The organism is candidate division KSB1 bacterium, from assembly GCA_034506255.1.
In the GTDB taxonomy this organism is placed as follows: domain Bacteria; phylum Zhuqueibacterota; class Zhuqueibacteria; order Zhuqueibacterales; family Zhuqueibacteraceae; genus Coneutiohabitans; species Coneutiohabitans thermophilus.
The window spans coordinates 1-20705 of record JAPDPX010000011.1; the positions used below are offsets into that span (position 1 = coordinate 1).

Sequence of the window (20705 nt, forward strand, 5' to 3'; positions counted from 1 at the left end):
AGGGCAAGACGCGCCGCGGGACGCACCCGCCGTCTGCGAGGCCACATGGGACTCCTCCTGGTGAATTTTGCGCAAAGATACGCAGCGATTCACCCAGAGGAAAGATGTGGTTCACCGAGGGGATACGGTTAAAAGAGCAAATCGTTGCAGAAAAGAAATTTCCGGTCTATTTTATCACGAAACACCCTGGCCTGGGCATCCCGCCTGCATTGCAGACGGGAGGTTCAATGCCGCCAACTTTTTCCAAGCGATCAAATCCAAAAGCCAAAACCCGCAAGGACGCGAAGCCGCAGGGGCTTCACAAAAAGTAACCCTTCCGCCACGGTTTGACTGTGGCCTTTATCTTACGCTCCTGCGGAGGCTCTCTGCAGGAATGCCACCGCCAAGCCGTGGCAGATCAAAAAGGAGGGAACTGTCACCGCGAAGATTTTTGGATCACACAACCCGCCAAGAGCATGAGGGAAAACCTGGTGGCCTATGTGATTTCTGTGGTGCTGAGGCTCGTTGTTTGGCCATTGTTGCAGAAAACTCTTTGCGGGAGAGTTCTTTGCTATGTTTGAAAAATTAGTGACATTGGACCCGAGATCTGCGCTGCGCTTCCCGGGGTAATAGTGCCCTCCCGGTCGATTGAATTCTAAGGGCGCGGAATGCGACCGGCGGCAGCGTGATCATGCCTGTGTCGCAGTCGCGCTGCCACTCTGTCAGCGGCTGTGCAATCAGAAAGCCTCTTTCATGAAAACCATGAAAACATTCCCGTCTGATTTTGTATGGGGCGCCGCCACTTCGAGTTATCAGATCGAAGGCGCCTGGCTTGCGGATGGAAAAGGCCTCTCGATTTGGGATGCCTTCTGCCATACGCCCGGCAAAATTCACTGCAATGAAACCGGCGATCTTGCCTGTGATCATTATCATCGCTTCAAGGACGATGTCAAACTGATGGCCGACATGGGACTGCCGGCCTACCGCTTCTCGCTGTCCTGGCCGCGCATTCAACCCGCCGGCACCGGCCGGCCCAATACCGACGGCATCTGTTTCTATTCCGAACTGATTGACACGCTGCTCGCCCACAACATCACGCCGTGGGTCACGCTGTATCACTGGGATCTGCCCCTGGCGCTGCAGATCGAGCATGACGGCTGGCTCAATCCCCGCATGGCGGAGTTCTTCGCCGACTACGCCGCGATTTGTTTTGCGGCATTTGGCGACCGTGTCAAACACTGGCTCACGCTCAATGAGCCGTGGTGCAGCGCGTGGCTCGGTTATGGCCTGGGCGTGCATGCGCCGGGCCGCCTCTCCCGCGATGAACCTTATCGCGCCGGTCACAACCTTTTGCGCGCACATGCCCTGGCCGTGGCACGATATCGCAACGAGTTTCAGCCCGCGCAGAAAGGGATGATCGCCCTCACCAACAACTGCGACTGGCGCGAGCCGCTGACCGACAGCGAAGCGGATCGACAGGCGGCCCAACGCGCCGTCGAGTTCTTCCTGGGCTGGTTTGCGGATCCCGTTTTTTGGGGTGATTACCCGCAGGTGATGCGCCGGCGCCTGGGCGACCGGCTGCCGCATTTCACCGACGAAGAAAAGGCGCTGCTCAAAGGTTCGGCAGATTTTTTTGGCTTGAATCACTACTCCACCATGTATGCCGCCGACGCTTCCTCCGCTGCGGCGCGCAGCACACACGACTACAACAGCCTGCTGGAGGATCAGGCCGTGGTGCTCAGCTCGGACCCCGCCTGGCAAAAAACGGACATGCAGTGGAACATTGTGCCGGAGGGCTTCCACAAGCTGTTGCTGTGGATCCGGGACCGCTATGCCTCGCCGGCCATCTACGTCACCGAGAACGGCTGCGCCCTGGCGGATGTTTTGGTTGACGGCGAAGTGCACGATCGCGGCCGCATCGAATTTCTCGACGCCTATCTCACGGCGGCACACGAAGCCCTGCGCGCGCAGGTCGATCTGCGCGGCTATTTTGTCTGGTCGTTCATGGATAATTTCGAATGGACGGAAGGCTATGCCAGGCGTTTTGGGCTGCATTACGTCGATTATGCCACCGGCCGCCGCCTGCCCAAAGCCTCGGCGAAATGGTATGCCGGTGTCATTCAGCGCAATGGATTGTGTGATTGAGGGAATCCCGCTGCAAGGGAGGGAGGAGGGCAACCCCCTGCCGGCCTTGCTTGGCAGACAGGCGGTCTGTGCAGCCGGAGCGGCGGGCGGTTGCAGGCATTGGCCTCGCTGTTTGACCCGGAGAGGATGGTGGCTCCGGCCTCAACAAGACGATGCCGCCGCCGGCATGAATTTCACCCGCCACTGGAGGCGTCCCTGGCATTTTCCCTTCCTGCAGGAGATGCAATCATGTTTAACAAAATGCTGTGTGCCCATCTGACGCTCGCACCCGTTCTGCTTGTCATCGGCATTGCTGCCGGACAGGATGCCATTCGCTTGAATCAAATCGGCTTTTATCCCACCGGCCCGAAATTCGCCGTTGCTGTGGGGGCAGCGGGCGGGAGGTTTTACGTCCTCACGCGTGATCAGGGTGACACGCTGCTCGCCGGCACGCTGGGGACGCCGCGCCTGTGGCCGCATTCCGGCGAATCCGTCCAGTTGATCGATTTCACCTCTTTGCAACAGCCGGGCGAATACCTCATCGTGGTGCCGGGTTTGGGAAGCTCGCCCCCTTTCACCATCGGCAACCATGTTCATCAAACCGTGACGGTGATGGCGTTGAAGTCCTACTATTTTCAACGCGCCTCGACGCCCCTACTCGAACCCTTTGCCGGAAAATGGCGACGGCCGGCCGGCCATCCCGATACGCAGGTGTGGGTGCATCCTTCAGCAGCCAGCGCTGCGCGGCCGGTCAACACCATCCTTTCCTCTGCCCGGGGCTGGTATGACGCGGGCGATTACAACAAGTACATCGTCAACTCCGGCATCAGCACCTACACGCTGCTGGCGGCCTACGAACATTTCCCCGCGTATTTTCGCGCGCTGGCTGTCAACATCCCGGAGAGTGCCAACCGCCTGCCCGACATTCTCGATGAAGCGTTGTGGAATCTCGCCTGGATGCTGACGATGCAGGATCCCAATGATGGTGGCGTCTATCACAAGCTCACCACCGCCAATTTCAGCGGCTTTGTCATGCCGCATCAGGACACGGCGCGGCGCTACGTGGTGCAGAAGAGCACCGCCGCCACGCTCGATTTTGCCGCGGTGATGGCACAGGCCAGCCGCATCTTCGCCGATTTCAGCGCCGAGATGCCCGGCTTTGCGCAAACCTGTCTGCAGGCCGGCCTGGCGGCCTGGCGCTGGGCCCGCCGCAATCCCAATGTGCGCTACGATCAGCACGCGCTCAATGCGGCCTATGATCCCGACATCACCACCGGTGAATATGGCGACGGCAGCACCATGGACGAGCTGCGCTGGGCCGCCGCGGAGTTGTTCATCACCACCCAAGCCGACAGCTTTCTGGCTGCCGCCAATCCGCTGGCGGGACCGTTTGGCGTGCCCGCGTGGCCGAACGTCAATACGCTGGGGATTTATTCGCTGGCGTTTCATCGTGCCCGGGTGGGTGCTGCGTTGGATACCAATGCGGTCAAAGCCATTCTGTTGCATCTTGCCGGCAGTCTGCGCGCGGCTGCCAATGCTTCCGCATATCGCGTGGCGATGGGCATTTCGAACAGCGACTTTGTGTGGGGCAGCAACGGCATTGCCGCCAACCAGGGCATGGCGCTGGTGCAAGCCTGCCGCCTCACCGGAGATGTCTCCTTTCTGGAAGCGGCAGTGCACCATCTCGATTACCTGCTGGGCCGCAATGCCACCGGCTATTGTTTCATGACCGGTGCGGGTGAAAAATCCCCCCGGCATCCGCATCACCGCCCGTCGCAGGCGGACGGCATTGCCGAGCCGGTTCCTGGTTTGCTGGTGGGTGGGCCCAACGGCAATGCGCGCAACGATGACGGGGGGAGTTGTCCGGCCTACCTTGGGCCGGAACGCGCACGCATGTACCTCGACAACGTGTGCAGCTATGCCACCAATGAGAACGCCATCAACTGGAACGCGCCACTGGTGTATCTCGCCGGTGCGATCGAAGCCTTGTATTCGCCCACCGGCCGGCCCAATCCCACCACCGTCTCAGAACCACGAGAAGGCGCCTCGCCGCGCGCTTTTGGTTTGCTGCCGAACTACCCCAATCCATTCAATCCTTCCACCCAAATCCGCTATGCCTTGCCGGTTGCAGGCTGGGTTGAGTTTGGCATCTACAACGCCACCGGCCAGTTGATTCGGCGCCTGCAGCAGGCCACGCTGCCGGCGGGGTATCATACGGTCAGGTGGAATGCCGATACCGACAGCGGCCACCGGGTTGCGAGCGGCATTTATTTCGCCTGCCTGCGCTTTCAGGCCAGCGGCCGGGTCTGGCATGATTTGATGAAGATGCTCTTGCTGCGCTGAGCCGGAGAAGCACAATGAATGCGACTGGTGCGGGCAGGAGAACGTCATGCAAGCCCCGCCGGCACCACAGCGTGCGTCGCACAAGACTGTTGTGAAATCATCACGCTGCACTCTCTGCCATGTTGCGGTGCCACGTTTGTTCTGTGGGCGGGCCTCTCTCCGGTCTGCCTGTTGCGTCTGCGGCGCATGCCATGCCACAGCGCGAAGGTGTTTTTGCCCATCTCACAGATGGGGAAGAAGCAGGCCTCGCTGCTGCGGTTGCCGACCCGCACGGTTGGCGCTGCACTCCGAAATTCAATCCTCAACGCGGATAAAATTTCCCCGTTTGGCGAAGGCGTCACGTTTTTTCTCCCGCGAAAATGAATGTCTCTTGAGATTTTTTCGTGGCGAAATTTTTTGCATTTGATCCCGACATTGTCGTCCCGTTCCGGTGGCTCTTCTCATCTGGGACAAATGTGGCCACACAGGGCCATCGCCCGGGGAATTATCTTTTGACAGAATGAGCAGGATTGGCGGGATCAATTCCTGAATGTTGCATCCTCTTCCTGTCACCTTTCGCCTGAGAATAAATTCCCGGGCCGCAAAGCTGACAATCTTCAGCAAGGCGAGCTTCATGGCACTGCACACCGGTTTAGAAGGCCCAACTCGCACCTTGCAGCGGATTGGAGTCCTTTGCGCCGGGAAATGTGGCAACGGGGAATCTCGAGGCGGGAAAAGAGCAGGCCGGGGGAATTGCGGCGGTGCGAAACCTTACGGTTTGCGAATGCCAGCGACGGGCTTCAGTAGAGTTTGCGAAGCTCTGCGCCGCGAAAATAGTGCTGCACGATTTCTTCCGCGCGATAACCGGTAAGCGCCATCACCGCGGCGCCGATCTGGCACAAGCCGACACCGTGTCCCCACCCTGCGCCGTGCAGCGTAAACCGCAGTGGCAGGCCGCGGCGGTCGCGCTCCGTCCTGACGATGAACGCCGAGCTGTAGAGATGGCTGGGCGACAGCCAGCGGCGGATCTCCAGCTCCTTGCCCACCACCAGCGTTTGCGCGCTGCCCACGATTTTCAATTTCACCAGCCGGCCGGAGAGGCCGCGCTGCACCGGCACGAGATCGTGCAGCACGCCGAAGTGCAAGCCCGATTTCTTTTGCAGAATCTGCTCGAGCTGTTCGCGCTCATATGTCACCTGCCAGCGAAAGAAATCCGTGGTTTCCTGATCGAACGACGGCAGGATTTGTTGCAGAATCCTGCCGTCGGTGGTGTTGCAGAAGGCTTCTGGTTGGGAGAGAATCCATTGTTCCGCCTCGGCCTCACTGCGCAATGGCGGGTGGGGCTGCCGCGCATCCGCGATGCACTGCAGATAAGGCACCGGTGTGTCCTCCCAGGCATTTTCGAAGTTCTCGCTCAAGCCGCCGCAGGCCTTCGAAAAACGCGCATCACAGATTTCATTTTCATAAACCAGAAAGACGCCGGCGGTGTCCTGCACGGCCGCGGCCGCCGCCGGTGTAATGATCTTGGTCACCCCCTGATAGCGCTGGCAATGATCATCGGCGCACACGTCATACAGGTCATGATCCTCGCGATCGTACCAGCGGATCAGCTCACCCGGCATGGTCAGCGTGTGCGCGGATGAGCGGCCATGCCGCCTTTGCCGCTGTTCGCGCTCGAGCATCGCCACCAGCCAACTGCGGGAAGTGATGGCGTGCGCCCGCAGCAACTCCAGCGGCGCGGTGGCGCTCATCTCCGAAGAAATCACGCTGGCGAGATAGTCTTCCACAGAGATTTCGTTGATCGCGGCCAGTGTGCCGTCCCCGCGCGCCACCAGCAGCAGATCGCCGCGGAAAGTCTGGTTTTCCCTGCGTTCCCAGTGAAAAGCGATGCCGATGATGACATCATGCAGCGTGAAGGTGGCGGCGGCCGCGCTGCGGCAGTGGATCACCGGCGCGCTCAGCCGGATTTCGCCGTTGCCGCTCTCGAGCACGACCGCACCGTTTTTCACAACCGCAACGAAGGCGCCCTGACACGGCCGGCCATCAGGCAGGGTAAAAACGGCATTGAAAGCACCGCGCACCTGCTGCTGGTGATCGAGCACACCGACTTTGAGGCGGAGTTCGCTGGTAATCATATGCGCGCCAGGATTTGATGCATGACTTCCGGGGAGATGGAAACTTCGCGATAAATTTCCGCCACCAGCTCCGCCTCCACCTGCCGGAAGTCTTTCTCAATGGGGGTGATGATCAGCCCGCCCATATCCACCGCTGCCGGGCTGATGAGAATTCTGTCTTCGCCTTCGCGATAGAACACCTGCGGCCGGTGTTTGCGGCGGGGGAAGAGCAGAACGTGATAAAGCTCATCTTCATAAAAACAGATGGCATTCAGCATGGGCTCATGATCGACCGGCAGCACGGCCTGCATCGCCGCCAAAGTGCGGCGCCACACGGCCGCCAGTGCGGCGGCCTCGAAGCCGGTGAGCAGCAGCACCTCGCGGCCAAAACCCTGCAATTTGTGCAGCGCAACCCCCTGCAGGCTTTTCACCAACAAACGGCGCGCGGGTTCATACATCTGGGTTTCCACGGGAATCACCCGTCGCGGACAGGCCTGAAAATGCAAATGATCCGGCGCGGAAGCGCCGCATTTCGGGCCATTGTAAAACACGGTGAAAGACGGGCTGAAATCGCGCGTGAGCTGCAGCAGCGTTTCCACGCGGCCGGCGAGCGCCTGCGGCTGGTGCTGGAGATGGGAAATGGTGTAATGCTGCGGAAAAATCGGCGCGGGATTGCACAACACCAGAAAATCGTCGTGATACAAAATGCCCTGCTGCTGCGGCGGCAGATTTTCCAGGCAGAGAAAACAGGGCCGCGCCTCAATCGAACGGGCATCGACTTTGGCACCGCTGCTCACCACGCGCCGGGGATTGAATTGCAGGCGCACGGCATATTCGTGATGGTTCAAGTCACGCAACTGCACGTTTGCCAGGCCGCGGTAGCCCTCGTGCAGTTGCGGCCAGGTGGCCTGTTGCTGGTCCAGAAGATCGAGCGCCAGCCGGGACAGGGCGGGGGAATGCTGTTCTGCTCCGTATTTTGCAAAAAAACGATGCGACTGCAAGCTTTCACTCCTTAGATTGGGCAGCGAAACGGCAGCGGCACCGACGCGCGGCCGCTGCTCGCGCAGCGGACGGAACGCGTGAGCCGTGACGTTTCAGCGGCGGCGATTGCGACGCTGCCGCGCCAGCAGTTCGATGGTGCGGATCCTGTCCTTGTAATGGTCGTTGCGGTTGAGCTTGTCGATGGGCAGGGCCGCGTCGCTGTTGCCCTCCCAGCGGCGGCAGAGGTAAAGGCAATCGTAGATGCGACCGATTTGATATTCGCGCGACAAGCGCAGCGCGACGGCATAATCCTCGCCATAGCTGACATTGGGCAGGGGCAGGGCGCGCAGCAGGGCCGTGTCAAAGGCGCGCGGTGCGCCCAGACCGTTGATGCGTAGCGCATTGTTGCGGCCGTTGGCCGGCGTCCACTCGCGGTGGTCGATCAAACCCGGTGGAATTTCCTCGAGGTTCATGTTGACCAGGCGGTAGGAGCCGATCACCATGGCATAGTCGCCGCGCTGGAATTCCTGCACGATGCGCTGCAGCGTTTCGGGGCCGCTGTACAGGTCATCGGAATCGAGTTGCACCGCATAGCGGCCGCAGTGCTCCGATTGCACCGCCTCGTTCCAGCAGCCGCCAATGCCGAGATCATGGCGGGTGGGAATGAGATGCCGCAAGCCGGCATGCTGTGCCGCCAGGCTCTGCAGTTTCTCGGTGGTGCCGTCGGTGGAGTGGTTGTCGACCACGATCACATTGAAGGGAAAATCGGTTCGCTGGCTGAGTGCGCTGTGCACCGCGTCGGCGATGGTGCGCACGCGGTTGCGCACCGGAATGATCACGCTCGCCGTCACGGGAAAGCGGGTGGCAGGTTGCGGCACCTTTTTGAAGCGCGGTGCGAGATAGGCCCCGATGCGTTTGAGATGCTGCGTCACCACCTTCTCCATTTCCTTTTGCACCGCCTGATTGCGCGGATCGACATAGTCGAACAGCTTCTCGCCGCTCTGCCGCAGGTCGGACTCCACCTTGGTGTAAAGAAATTCCTGCAGATGAAACAGCGGCGCACGCAGCGAGAGCTTCAGGCGCAAATCATACCAGCCGGCATACTGCACGTTGGCCACCGCCCCGTAGCGCTGCAACGCCGCGCGCACCGCCTTCATGTTGCACAACCACAGCGCGCCGAAATCGAAGTTGTCGCGCAGGCTGCCGGGCTGGTAATCATTCAACGGATGTTCGCTGCGCGTGCCGTTCTTGATTGCATGAAAATCCGCATAGACCATGCCCGCACCCGTGTCTTCCGCCACCGCCATCAGCCGCGCCAGCGCATGCTGGCCGAGTTGTATCGCCGCGGGCTGCGGCATGAGCAGGGCATGGGTGCTTTTGATGCGCTTGCAAATTGCATTCAGCGTGCGGCCGGATTGCAGCCCCTCCACCCGCAGGCCCGAAATTTTGGCCAGCGCCGGTAATTCCAGGCCGTGATGCAACAGCACGATCTCACGAACCAGCGGGGACTGGGACAATTCCTGGAGCAGGGCTTGCTCATGGGGGGCCGCGACCAAGGGCAGGACAACGGTCAAATCGCTCATCAATTCTCCTCACATGCTTCACACGCACGCAGCCAGATGACCGGCGGCGGACCGGACATGGCCGCCGGTCACAGCCACGAATCCCTCCTCCTGCCGGGGTGGGTCGCATGCCGCCGCCGCGTGCCCGTATGTATCAGAACCCCTGGTGAATTGCAAGAGGTTTTTCCGGCGGCAATTTTACTGTCGACCGTCCCCGGGCAGAATGCGCAGCGTGATCCGGCTCGGATATTCCGCCGAGCTGTAGACGCGCTGTGTGGCGGTTTGAAAGTCCCCGGGTTGGGCGTTGAAGATATCGACGAATTTCTGCGGATTGCGATCGATCATCGGAAACCAGGTGCTTTGGATTTGCACCATGAGACGATGGCCCTGTTTGAAGCGGTGCAGCACATCCTGCAGCACGAATTCCACTTTGGTGATCTTGCCGGGCTCGAATGGCTCGGGTTGGGCCAGGCTGTTGCGAAACTTGCCGCGGATGACGTCGCCGCGCACGAGCTGCTGGTAGCCGCCCATTTTCACATTGCGCGGATTGGGATCCGGGTCGGGCGTGTTCTCGGGAAACACGTCGATCACTTTGACGATCCAGTCGGAGTCCGTGCCGCTGGTGGAGACGAACAACGTGGCGGTGATCGGCCCGGCCGCACATATATCGGCCGTGAGCGGCGCGCTTTCATAGACCAGCACATCGGGCCGCCGCGCGGCGAAGCGCTGATCTTCCAGCATGAAGGCGGGATTGTACCAATGCCTGATTTCAGCGGTGTAGGGCACGGGTTTGTCCGGGTCGCTGAGGTACTGGCGAAACACCTCGCCGCTGGCGGACGGCGGCTCGAAGCGCAGGCCGCCATCGCCATGCAGGTAAATGGCGGCGGGGTTCGCCTCTGCCGGCGGCCAGTTTTTGAAGAAACGCCAGACATTGCCGCCGGTTTCGAACATCATGGCCTCCGCCAGCTCCGGTGGCTGGTGGTCCTTGAGATAATGGTTGAAGAATGGCAGCTCGATGTGTTCGAGATAGTAGGCCGCGGTCTTCGCGCCAAAATTGATGTCTCCCAGTTTTTCGCCATCGTCGTTGCCCCATTGCCCGTGCGACCACGGCCCCATCACCAGCATGTTGACCGTGCCGGGATTGTTCTGCTCGATGGCCTGATAGGAATGCAGTGCGCCGTAGAGATTCTCCGCGTCGTACCAGCCCCCCACCACCAGCATCGCGGGCTTGATCTTGCGCAGATGCGGCAGCACATCGCGCGCCTCCCAGAAGGCATTCCACACACTGTTGCGCGCCAGTTCATTCCAAAATTTCACCTGATTCTTCATGTAGCGGGTGTTGGCATTGGACAACGGCCCGAGATTGAGAAAGAACTGGTAGCCGTCGGGAGTTTGATGATCAAACGGGGGAACGGGGGTGCTGGTCGGCTGCGGCCGCGGCTGCCCGAAGCGCACGTAGAAATCGAAGGCGTGGGAGACGAGGAAGGCGCCGTTGTGGTAGAAATCATCGCCGGCCATCCACTTGGAAACCGGTGCCTGTGGCGACACGGCCTTGACCGCCGGATGCGCGTCGATGGCGGCCATGGTGCTGTAGAATCCCGGATAGGAAATGCCGCTGACGCCCACGCGGCCGTTGTTGTTGGGAATGTGCTTCACCAGCCAGTCCACGGTATCGTAGGCATCCGTGGTTTCGTCGATGTCGCGGTTGCTCTTTTTGTTGGGCAGATAAGGCCGCACGTCTTCAAACTCGCCCTCTGACAGGTAACGGCCGCGCACATCCTGTGCGGCGATGATGTAACCTTCCTGGAAATAGCGCATGCGCTGGCGGTCGGGCTTGTCCAGATAGTGATCGAGGCCGTAGGGCGCAACGCTGTAGGGCGTGCGGCGCAGCAGAATGGGATACTTCCGGGATTTGTCCTTGGGCACGTAGACGCTGGTGAAGAGACGGACGCCGTCGCGCATCGGGATGCGGTATTCATATTTGGTGTAATGCTGCCGCAGGTAGTCCATTTCCTGCGGTTTGTTCTGCGCCGTCAGGGGCAGCACGATCAGTGCCGCCCACAGCAATCCCCATCTGCACAGCCGCTGCCATGCCATCTTGCCTCTCCTTTCGTTCGCTTGTGAGATATGTTCGTGACTGCGTTGCCGCCAGACTGGCGTCACGCCGCAGCAACCGGGCAGGACCGGGTTGACGCACTGCCGCGCGCGATTGCCGGCAGGTGGCTGGTCAACCAAATCGAAAACACTCTGGATCAGGAGATGACGGCGGGAACGAAACCGGGCTGGCCGCCACTCTCCGGCGAGTCATCACTCATGCCGGCCGCGTGGTATCGTCGCACAGGGCTTGGGAAGCGCATGGTAACCAGCGTCGTTTTCAATTTCAAGCGCTTTTTGGCGGGGAGCGCCATGCCCCGGCCGGCGAGTGGGGGAAACGCAGCACCGGCCTCCTGTCGGCAGACGAGGTGCTTGCGCCCCACCACCTGTAACCAGGGTATTGATCGGAGAAAAGGCACAAAGACAGCGGCCGTGTCTTTGTGCCTGGTTGGTTGTGCCATGCCAGCGGTCTGTTGCGTGGGAGCATATCGCGGCCGCCGGTGTCATGCTGGAGACTCCGGGCAAAGATTCGCGCACCGCGTCACGCACCTTGCAGGATTCCTTCCGAATGACCCGCGAAGCATGCACACGAATGAAGGGCAACAGCGCGGGTGGCGGAGAGGTGCTTTCCGCGCGTGACGGCAAGTCATGGCAAACGGCAACGCGACTACCGCACCAGCACCATCTTCCGCACTTGTGTGAAGCCCGCCGTGCTCATTTTGCAGAAATAAATTCCGGAAGCCACCGGCTTGCCCTCCGGCGTTATCCCCTGCCACGACACGGCGTGGGTTCCCGCCGGCTGCACGCCATCAACCAGGCGTGCCACCTCCTGGCCGGCAGTGTTGAATATGGCCAGCACGACGTGGCTTGCCAGCGGCAGTTGATAGCGTATGGTGGTGGCAGGGTTGAAGGGATTGGGATAGTTTTGTTGCAGGGCAAATTGCCGCGGCAGACTGCCGTGTGAAGGGCTGCCCTCCGCAACCCCCGTCGCTGTTTCGCCCAAATCCGCCAGCGCTTGGCGCGCCGCCTGTGCCGCCGCTCCTGCCTCCATGAAATAGAGCGGAAAATCGAACACCACCAGACGGTAGCGGTTGCCCAAAAAGCGCAAGCCCACCGGCCGGCCGTGATTCACCGCGGCAATGCCCGTGGCGGAAACATAGCTGTAGATGGTCTCGGTCTGCGGCTCTTCTGCCAGCGGCGGCAGAAATGCGTCGATCTCCAACAAGTTGCCGTTGAACAGCGCGGCGCGCAAACTGTCAACCTCGAGCGAAGGATAGCCTGCGCGGCGGCTCTCGGCCGCTTTGAAATCGCGATCCGCCGCAACCCGCGCGGCGCGGATTTTCAGATAGTCACGCACAAAACTGCCGTTCGGATAGATGACCTCGTTGCCCGGGCTCGTGCCCAGTGCGCGCAGCAGTGACCAGCCCGTCAGCCAAAGCTTGCCGCCCTGTTCGAGATATTTGCGCAAAGCGACCGTGTCCGACGCCATCGGCCGGGCCTGTCGCGCTTCCGCGTGCCAGATCACGGTGGAATAAACGCCCAGATCGGCATCGCTGAGGGTGATCTGCTGCGCCGTGCTGTCCGCCAAATCCCACTCGCTGGTGACGTTGTATCCCGCCAGCAGCGCGCGATAGAAATCGTCCACTTCCGCATCGGTGGGACGCAATGCGCTGCCGTCACCGTCGCGCGTGTTGTCCACAATCAAGATGCCCCGGTCATGTGTGGCCAGCCGGCCTTTCACCAGATTGGAGGCCGCACTTTCCAGCGCGGTGCGATCGACGGCTTTGACCTGGTAATAATAAAATGTGTGCGGCGCAACGTTGGCATCCTGCCAGGTGGTTTGCGGCGCCGGCACGAATGTCGCCAGAGCGAAGCCCTGCTGCGGCGCCAGGCTGCGATAGATGTTGTATCCGGCCAAATCCAGCTCCGTGTTGTTGGCCTGCCAGGTGAGCGTGATCGTTGCAGCTTGCGAAGTGGCGTCCAGCGCCGCGGGTGCCACCGGCGTGCGGCGGGGTGTGAAAGCGAGTTCCGGTGTCAACAGACTCTCGTTGCCGCTTTGATCAATGGCCGCGACCGCGGCATACATGCGCTGGTTTTCCGTCAGGCCGCGCAGGGTGTCAAAGGGTGTTGCGACCATGCGCATCTCGTTGTAGCTGCCGCTGGCAGAGCCGAGAAAAAGCTTGTAGCCCGCCAGATCCGGCTCCTGATTGGCCTGCCAGCGCAGGATTTGCGACTGGCCGTCGCCCACTTCCGCGGCCTGGAATCCCACCGGCGTAGCCGGCGAATTGGCCACCTGCACCAGCGCGGCCAAAACCACCTTGATGACTTCTTTCGCATAGGGAATGCTGATGTTGGCCATCACATCTGTGGAGCGATGCCAATTCGGGCTGAAGTCCCCCTCGTGCAGGAACAGCGCGTGATAGCCGGCCTGTTGAAAGGGATAGTGATCGCTGTTGCCGCTGCTGGCCGCAATCACCGGAAGCAGGGTGCTGTATTGCCGCGTGAGATGCTCGACCAGCAGCGCAAATGCCTGCGAAGGCCGGTCGGTCAGAATGTTGACATCGGGATGGGCATCCGCGACATTGGCGATCATGTCCATGTTGAGCACCAGATCGATGCTCATCCCCTGGCGGCGGGCATTCTCGGCGAAATGCCGGCTGCCGCCCAGCCCCTGCTCTTCTGCGCCAAAGGCAATGAACAGGATCGTGGTTTCCAATTCTTCGCGCGCCAGCACTCGGGCGATCTCCAGCGTGGCCGTCGTGCCGGAGGCGTTGTCATCCGTGCCCGGGGCATACACCGCAGCATTGCCGCCGTCATACACCACGGAATCGTAATGGCCGCCAACTATGAGCAGGCGCGGCGTTTTGTGCGTCCCCGGCTTGGTGGCCACCACATTCATTTGGGTGGTGTTGAACCAGGGGAAAGGGTCGAAACGGACGTCGGTGTAGCCGAATTCCTGGAATTTCCTGAACAGCCATGCGCGTGCCGGCACAATCGAATCGGAGAAGGAATAACGACTGCGGAAAGCCTCCAGGCGCTGCAAATAAGTGCCGATGGTCGAGTCGGAAATTTGCGCGATCAACCGCGGCAGCATGGTATCCGTGCCGGCGGCTCTCCACTGCGGGTGAAATTGCGGCCCCGCCGCCACCAACGGCAGCGGCCGTTCGGAAAGCCGCACCGGGTGCCAGCCGTGCTGCGCCGCCCGCAGCACCTCCGCCTCGCTCATTTTGACGACAATCTCTGCCGCATTTGCGGCAATGACCCTGGCGCCGGCACCCGCCGGCGGGGATGCATGTTCGTCATGCCGGGTCAGCAGGTAGTAGGGTTGCGACCAGGCCTCGTAATCGACGATTTCATGGGCAATGCCGCTGCGCTGCAAGTGCGGCAGCTCCGTCACCGCAACGGTTGCCAGCACGAAGTTATCCGTGCGCAAGCAAACTTTGAGCGGCAAGCCCTGCAAGCGACTCACTTCCTCCGGCTGGCGCAGATCGAAGCGCACCAGCACCGCGGGACTCTGGCCCGCCACCGCAAATGCAACTGCCAACGAAACCAGCCACCAGCGGCAAGCAACAACCATTTGATTCCAAGTCATAAACGGCTCCCGAGGTCATCATGCGAACAGTAAATTGGGAAATGGCGAAGGTATTGGGCTGGCAGTGGCATGAAGAAACCCGCCGCGGCCGGGGAGATGCCGGCAGGTAGAAACATTGGCTGCCGGCAATTCACCCCAATATCGGGGCATGCCGGCGGCAGCTTGGCATGCGATACGCCCGTCGCTGGCTTTTTCTCCTCGAACGCCAGTCCGTGTGCCAATGATGCAACGAATCACGGTCATGGTAGCGTGTCGTCGGCTCAATTACAAGGCCTTTCTTCCCGCCGGTGTTCTGCCAAGGCAGACTTTGTTTTTTTCATGTCTTTCCGTGTAACGCGGGCCACCCGCCCGCCAACCGGGGGAAGCAAGAAGGCTTGCGCTGCAAAAATTTCGCGGTCACGGGGGTGTCCCGGCATGAATTCTTTTATTCAAACTCGAAGCCGTTGGAGCATTCCGGCAGCTTCGCAGCGCAGTTTGCAAGCCGCAGCCCAGTCTGTTAACCGCGAAGCCGCCAAGCACGCAAAGGATTTCTTTGTGTGCTTCATGCTTTTGCGTGCAATCATGTGTTGCGATGATTCCTCATTTGCTGTCTGCCTGCTTTCATTGGTTTGACGTTCCAGTGCAGTAAGAGCCCCGGGCGGCAGTCGGGTCATTTCAAGCCGTCAGGAGTTGGACCTCGTGTATTGGCAGCAGTTTTTGATACAACCTCCGATGCGCCTGTCAATGCAGCAGCCGGCAGCAATCTGCTGGCCGTCATATGGAGTCGGTGGCGATCCTTCGTCCTCCACTCGCAAACCGCGCAGTTTTCAAACAGAACGCTGTTGGCAGGCCGACTCCAACGCGTGCAGCCAGCGATGCCATTTGGTGTTCTTGGTGCGCCTGGCGGTTCAAAAAAATCTTTGCGGTTGTCACAGTTTTGCCAGGATAATACTATAAGAAATTCCACAGCCCACTCCTGACGGAGTCTTGTGAACAAGCCATTTCCTCCGGACGACAGCAAGCCAACATGCAAAATTCAGGTTTTACCGCGCTCCGCGTTTGCAGAAACGAATCCGCAGGCAGACGAGCCTGCGCCGCCTCGCAGATGAAACTGCGGCCGCATGTCCGGCAACTTGCGGCTTGCTTTTCAAACCACCGGCTTTTATATTCGCGCCATGCAAAGCACGAGGCACACATGGCTGGGTGGCCTGGTTCTGTGCGGTTATCTCGCCGGACTGCTGCATCCTTTTTTCCCCTATTGGGAATATGCCTTGAACCAGCATTACATCGCCCGCGTGCTGTGTGAGAACAAGGAACGACCCCAGGCGAATTGCGAAGGCAAATGCTATCTGGCCCAACGCCTCGCCCAGGCTGGCCAGGAGGCGGGCGGGCAGCCGGGAACGGTGCCGGTCAAAGCAAACCCTGAAAAGGACACCTTGCATCTCTGCACTGCCAGCAGAGTACAGTTGACCCGGCCGGCGATCACCGGTTTGCTGGCCGGCCATGCTGGTGTGCCTTCCCTCCTTTCTCCTCCTGGTGAAATTTTCCACCCTCCGCGTCAGCGGGCCATTCTCCTTTGAACCCTATCGCGAAATCTGCCGCTGTCGTGGCGGCAAATTTACCTGGCTGGTCGCACGGTTGCGCAGGGCATGTTCTCTGTGATCCGTGAGAGAGAGGGGCTTGTCTGTGCCTTCGCAACCGGTGCGCACTCAAACCTGAAGATCATGCAACGGGAGAAATACAATGCGCACTCTTGGTGTTTTGCTGCTGACTTTCCTGCTGCCGGCCGCCGAAAACCTGCGGGCATGTTCCGTCTGTCGCTGCGGCGATCACAGCTTTTTCCTGAACAATGCCCGCCTTCTGCCCGCGGGGCGGCTGTTGCTGGGCGTGGATCATTTGAATACCCGCAAAAGCGCGGGTGTGATTCATCACGACGAACATGGTCAGGCTTTGGCCAAAGCCGTCCTGCCGTCGACCATCCACCATGAGGATCCCACCCTGGAAACCCAGACGCAGAATGCGGTGCAGTTCAATCTCAAATATGGGCTTGCCACCCGCGTGATGTTGCTGGCCTCCGTGCCTTATATCTTCAATCGCATTGCCACGGACACGGGTGCGGAAACTGCCAGCGGTCTGGGCGATCCTGAAATGCTGGCAATCGCGCACCTGCTCAATCTGGGTGCCTGGCGGTTGCAAGGTTTGGCTGGTGCGCGCCTGCCCCTGGGAATCTCTGATCTCGAGGAGAGTCCGGGCGTGCGGCGGGAGCAACATCTGCAGCCGGGCAGCGGTGCCTGGGCCGGCATTTTCGGGGTGCAATTGCTGCAGCCTTCCGGCCGCGTGCCGCTGTTCTTGAGTGCGAGCTATCAGGCCAATGGCAGCAATGCTCATGACTTTGCCTATGGCAATGTTTTCCGTTTCAACGTTGCTGCGCAAACCGCACTTGCCGGTGCTTTTGATTTGATCGCGGAAGTCAACGGCCGCATGGCAGAATATGACAAAGACGGCGCGGAGAGCGATCCCAACAGCGGCGGCACGGCAGTTTATTTTTCACCGGGTCTGCGCTTGCGTCTGGGCGCGGCCTCCCTGCGCAGTCAGGTGCAAATTCCGGTGATCGAAAACCTGCACGGCGGGCAGAACGAAAAGATCAATCTGCGCACCGGCCTGATGTGGGAGTTGTAAAGGGAGCAACAAACTGCAAGGGCAAGGGGCAGGGCGCGGCCAACCCGCGTGCTGCCCCGCTCAGCCACTGCGCGTCATGGCCAGCCATCACAAGGAGAATGCACATGAACTCGAATCACTCTGCACCCACGCGGCGTCAAGCTTTGGGTTTGATGCTGGGCGGGGCTGCCTGGACGGTTGCCGCCAGAGCCTTCGCACGACCGGACAAGAAGGAGAAAAACAAACCCGGGAGCACCGTCGATTTTCAAAAGCTCGCGCCCGGTGCCGCGGTGACTTATCCCTTTGCCCTGCCCGACCTGCCTTATGCGACCAACGCGCTGGCGGCTGCCATCGATGAACAAACCATGCAAATCCATCACGGCCGGCATCACAAAGCCTACACCGACAACCTCAACAACGCGCTGAAGGATCATCCCGCGCTGCAGCAAAAGACCATCGTCGAGCTGCTTGCCGACTTGCCGGCCGTGCCCGAAGCGATTCGCACGACAGTGCGCAATCATGGCGGCGGTTATTTCAATCACTGTCTCTTCTGGCACATGATGAGTCCGCAGGGCGGCGAGCCGGCCGGCGAGCTGGCCGCGGCGCTCACCCGCGATTTCGGCTCGTTCGACGCCTTCAAAGAGAAATTCAACAAGGCCGCGGCCTCGTTGTTCGGCAGCGGCTGGGCCTGGCTGGTGGTCAATGACAAGGGCAGGCTCGAAATCATTCAAACGCCGAATCAGGACACGCCGCTGGCGGGTGGTTACAAACCGGTGCTGGGCATTGACGTGTGGGAGCATGCCTACTATCTGCGCTATCAAAACAAGCGCGCGGATTACATCACGGCATTCTGGCAGGTGATCAATTGGGAACAATGCCGGCGCAACTTTGCTGCGTGAAACCGGCCGTCTGGCTGCTGGCGGTGGTACTCGGCCTCAGTGCCTGCGGCAGGGAGGAACAACCGCCGCCACCGGATCAGCGCGCCCGCATGGAAAGTTTGCGGCACGAGCTGCGGCAGACGCTCGGAGCAAAATACACCGAGCCGGTCCCGCCCGCCACGGTGGCCCAGCTCAAACGCGGCAGCGAACTGTTTGCCGAGTTGTGCGCCCCCTGTCATGGCGCGCGCGGGGACGGCAAGGTCGAGCATCCCGGTGTGCTGCTGCAACAGCCATCCAACTTCACGGATCCGGCGCAAGCGACCTTTTTCTCCGAACAGGCGCGTTTGCACATTATTCGCAAGGGCATCCCCGGCACGGCCATGATGGGCTGGGAGGGCGTGCTGCCGGAGGATGACATCGTGGCGATCTACCAATACGTTCGCCATCTTTATCAATCCCGCTGAGGACGCCAGCCTCTGCGCACTGCCAGGAGGTCGGTGTGTGCTTCATGCGTTTGTGTGCTGGCATGCGTTGCGATTATTCCTCATGCGCTGTCTGCCTGCTTTCATTGGTTGGACATTCAGTGCAGTAAGAACCCGGGGCGGCACTCACGTCATTTCAAGCAGGCCAGGAGTTGGATCCCGTGTATGGGCAGCAGTTTTTGATACAACCTTCGATGCGCCTGTCAATGCAGTAGCCGGCAGCAATCTGCTGGCCGTCATATGGAATCGGTAGCAGCACTTCGCAATCCACTCGCAAACCGCGCGAGCGCGGTGTGCAAACAAAACGCTGTTGGCAGGCCGCCCCCAACGTGTGAAACCAGCCATGCCATTCGCTTGGTGTTCTTGGCGCCCTTGGCGGTTCAAAAAATCTTCGCGATTGTCACGGTTTTGCCAGGATAATACTATGCGCCTCTGGTTGCCCGCGATTCTCGCCCTCGCCGCCTGCGCGTGCCGCTCCCAGGAGGCTTTCCATGCCACTGAAATGCCGGCTACGCCCATTAGTGATTTCGTCCTGCAGGATCAGCACGGCCGGCCGTTCAAACTGAGTGAGCAACGCGGCAGGGTGGTGGTGTTTTTCTTCGGCTACACCTTTTGCCCGGATGTCTGCCCGCTGACACTCTCCACCTGGAAGCGCGTGCACGATGCGCTGCAGGCCGACACCGCCCGGGTGCGCTTCGTCTACGTCACTGTCGATCCGGAGCGGGACACGCCGGAGAAACTGAAAACACATCTTGCCATTTTCCATCCCGGTTTCACGGGCCTGACCGGCAGTCCGGAGGCCCTGCGCGAAGTGTATGCTGATTTCGGCGTGTATGCCGAGAAGGTGAACATCGCCGCCGGTGCCAGCGGCTATCTGGTGAATCATTCCACCCGCATGTTCGTGGTCGATCCCCGGGGCGATTTGCGCCTGCTGATCGATCACGCCGCGCCGGTGCCGGAGGTGGTGCATGATCTGCGGCTGTTGTTGGCCGGGAAGAAGTGAAGAGAAGGCAGGGGGCAAGAGGCAAGGGGGCCATTTTTGTTAGACGCCCTTTAAAAATGGGTCTGTGAGAGAGTTTGAGTTTTTGGGAAGGGAGGAAGAGATGACGATGCGATTTGCCGGTGTGTTGGTTTTTCTCGTGATCTTGGGGTTGGCGGGGTGTCAGCGTGGGGCGCAGGTTCCCGAGCTGGTGATTTCCGAAGTGTGGTCGCGGCCGGTGGCCCTCGCCCAGCCGGATTCCGGGGCGGCCATGGAACAGATGCACCATGCCGGCAGCAATGGCGTGGTTTATTTGCAAATTGAAAATCGCGGGGCGGCTGCGGATCGTTTGTTGCGCGCCACCTCGGAAGTGTGCGCGGTGACGGAGCTGCATGAGACGATCATGCAGGGGGATCGCATGAGGATGCAGCCGGTGACGAGCGGTCTCGAAGTGCCCGCGCACGGCCGTCTGCAATTGTCACCCGGCGGCCATCACATCATGCTGATGAATCTCAAGCGCGATCTTGCGGCCGGCGACAGCATTGCGGTGCTGCTCGAGTTCGAGAAAAGCGGCAGCCAAACCGTTTTTTCGCACGTCCGGCAGCCCTGAAGGTGAAACGGACAGGGTTCCTGCCGCGCGATGACGGTGACGACAGGCTGCCTTCATTGCCAATCGTATTCGAGACCCGGCGGGCAGGTGAAAGCTCCGGCTGAGTGCCGGGCGTTTCACGCGCCCGCCGGGCTTTGCCGCCGCGCCGAATTCGTGTTCGGCAATGGTCTGGCCGAGGCACGTGATCTGCCCGGGAGTTCACAACTTCCGGCTTTGTGGAAATTCCGACTCAGCCGCGGGGCAACCCTTTCGGACGGATGCGAATCAGCAGCGTCATCCGGCAGCTCAGATGCGCCGCGCCAATCGAATGCAGTGGTGAGCGTGACAGTGACGGGCTTGGCGGACCCGCGT

The 20705-nt window shown here is 60.5% G+C and carries 16 protein-coding genes; 10 read left to right on the forward strand and 6 right to left on the reverse strand.

Annotation, left to right across the window (positions count from 1 at the left end; translation table 11 throughout):
* The 3 genes from ONB52_19765 to ONB52_19775 form a co-directional block, all read left to right on the forward strand.
* Positions 1-311 (forward strand): hypothetical protein (locus ONB52_19765; protein MDZ7418369.1); only part of this gene is annotated, 311 nt, incomplete at its 5' end.
* 430 nt (positions 312-741) lie between these two features.
* Positions 742-2124: a GH1 family beta-glucosidase gene (locus ONB52_19770; protein MDZ7418370.1), complete on the forward strand. Its 1383-nt coding sequence runs from the start codon at positions 742-744 to the stop codon at positions 2122-2124.
* Between the two features lie 228 nt (positions 2125-2352).
* The gene (locus ONB52_19775) at positions 2353-4446 is read left to right on the forward strand and encodes a glycoside hydrolase family 9 protein (protein MDZ7418371.1); all 2094 of its coding nucleotides are present in this window, start codon (positions 2353-2355) and stop codon (positions 4444-4446) included.
* Positions 4447-4740: 294 nt separating this feature from the next.
* Here ONB52_19775 and ONB52_19780 read toward each other — a convergent pair whose 3' ends face one another.
* From ONB52_19780 to ONB52_19805, 6 genes are all read right to left on the reverse strand, one after another.
* Entirely contained in the window at positions 4741-5061 is a 321-nt protein-coding gene (locus ONB52_19780; GenBank protein MDZ7418372.1) for a hypothetical protein, read from the reverse strand.
* A 164-nt stretch (positions 5062-5225) separates the two neighbouring features.
* Complete coding sequence (locus ONB52_19785) at positions 5226-6560, reverse strand: SpoIID/LytB domain-containing protein (protein MDZ7418373.1); 1335 nt, start codon at positions 6558-6560, stop codon at positions 5226-5228.
* The gene (locus ONB52_19790; GenBank protein ID MDZ7418374.1) at positions 6557-7540 is read right to left on the reverse strand and encodes a DUF4922 domain-containing protein; all 984 of its coding nucleotides are present in this window, start codon (positions 7538-7540) and stop codon (positions 6557-6559) included. The genes ONB52_19785 and ONB52_19790 overlap by 4 nt, the downstream gene beginning before the upstream one ends.
* A gap of 93 nt (positions 7541-7633) precedes the next feature.
* A complete protein-coding gene (locus ONB52_19795) occupies positions 7634-9103 on the reverse strand; it encodes a glycosyltransferase (protein ID MDZ7418375.1) in 1470 nt (489 codons plus the stop codon).
* Between the two features lie 177 nt (positions 9104-9280).
* Entirely contained in the window at positions 9281-11179 is a 1899-nt protein-coding gene (locus tag ONB52_19800) for a CocE/NonD family hydrolase (protein MDZ7418376.1), read from the reverse strand.
* Between the two features lie 664 nt (positions 11180-11843).
* Entirely contained in the window at positions 11844-14768 is a 2925-nt protein-coding gene (locus tag ONB52_19805; GenBank protein ID MDZ7418377.1) for a M20/M25/M40 family metallo-hydrolase, read from the reverse strand.
* A 69-nt stretch (positions 14769-14837) separates the two neighbouring features.
* Here ONB52_19805 and ONB52_19810 point away from each other — a divergent pair, with 69 nt between their 5' ends.
* The 7 genes from ONB52_19810 (at position 14838) to ONB52_19840 (ending at position 20354) form a co-directional block, all read left to right on the forward strand.
* A complete protein-coding gene (locus ONB52_19810; protein MDZ7418378.1) occupies positions 14838-15380 on the forward strand; it encodes a hypothetical protein in 543 nt (180 codons plus the stop codon).
* Between the two features lie 488 nt (positions 15381-15868).
* Positions 15869-16327: a hypothetical protein gene (locus ONB52_19815; protein ID MDZ7418379.1), complete on the forward strand. Its 459-nt coding sequence runs from the start codon at positions 15869-15871 to the stop codon at positions 16325-16327.
* 163 nt (positions 16328-16490) lie between these two features.
* The gene (locus ONB52_19820) at positions 16491-17426 is read left to right on the forward strand and encodes a hypothetical protein (GenBank protein ID MDZ7418380.1); all 936 of its coding nucleotides are present in this window, start codon (positions 16491-16493) and stop codon (positions 17424-17426) included.
* Between the two features lie 152 nt (positions 17427-17578).
* On the forward strand, positions 17579-18304 hold the full coding sequence (locus ONB52_19825) for a superoxide dismutase (protein ID MDZ7418381.1): 726 nt from the start codon (positions 17579-17581) through the stop codon (positions 18302-18304).
* A complete protein-coding gene (locus ONB52_19830) occupies positions 18301-18747 on the forward strand; it encodes a cytochrome c (protein ID MDZ7418382.1) in 447 nt (148 codons plus the stop codon). Before ONB52_19825 ends, ONB52_19830 begins: the two co-directional genes overlap by 4 nt.
* A gap of 442 nt (positions 18748-19189) precedes the next feature.
* Positions 19190-19768 carry an SCO family protein gene (locus ONB52_19835; GenBank protein ID MDZ7418383.1) on the forward strand — a complete coding sequence of 193 codons (579 nt, stop codon included), beginning with the start codon at positions 19190-19192 and terminating at the stop codon, positions 19766-19768.
* A 100-nt stretch (positions 19769-19868) separates the two neighbouring features.
* Positions 19869-20354 (forward strand): copper chaperone PCu(A)C, encoded by a 486-nt coding sequence (locus ONB52_19840; GenBank protein ID MDZ7418384.1) that lies wholly within the window; start codon positions 19869-19871, stop codon positions 20352-20354.
* Positions 20355-20705: the final 351 nt, after the last annotated feature.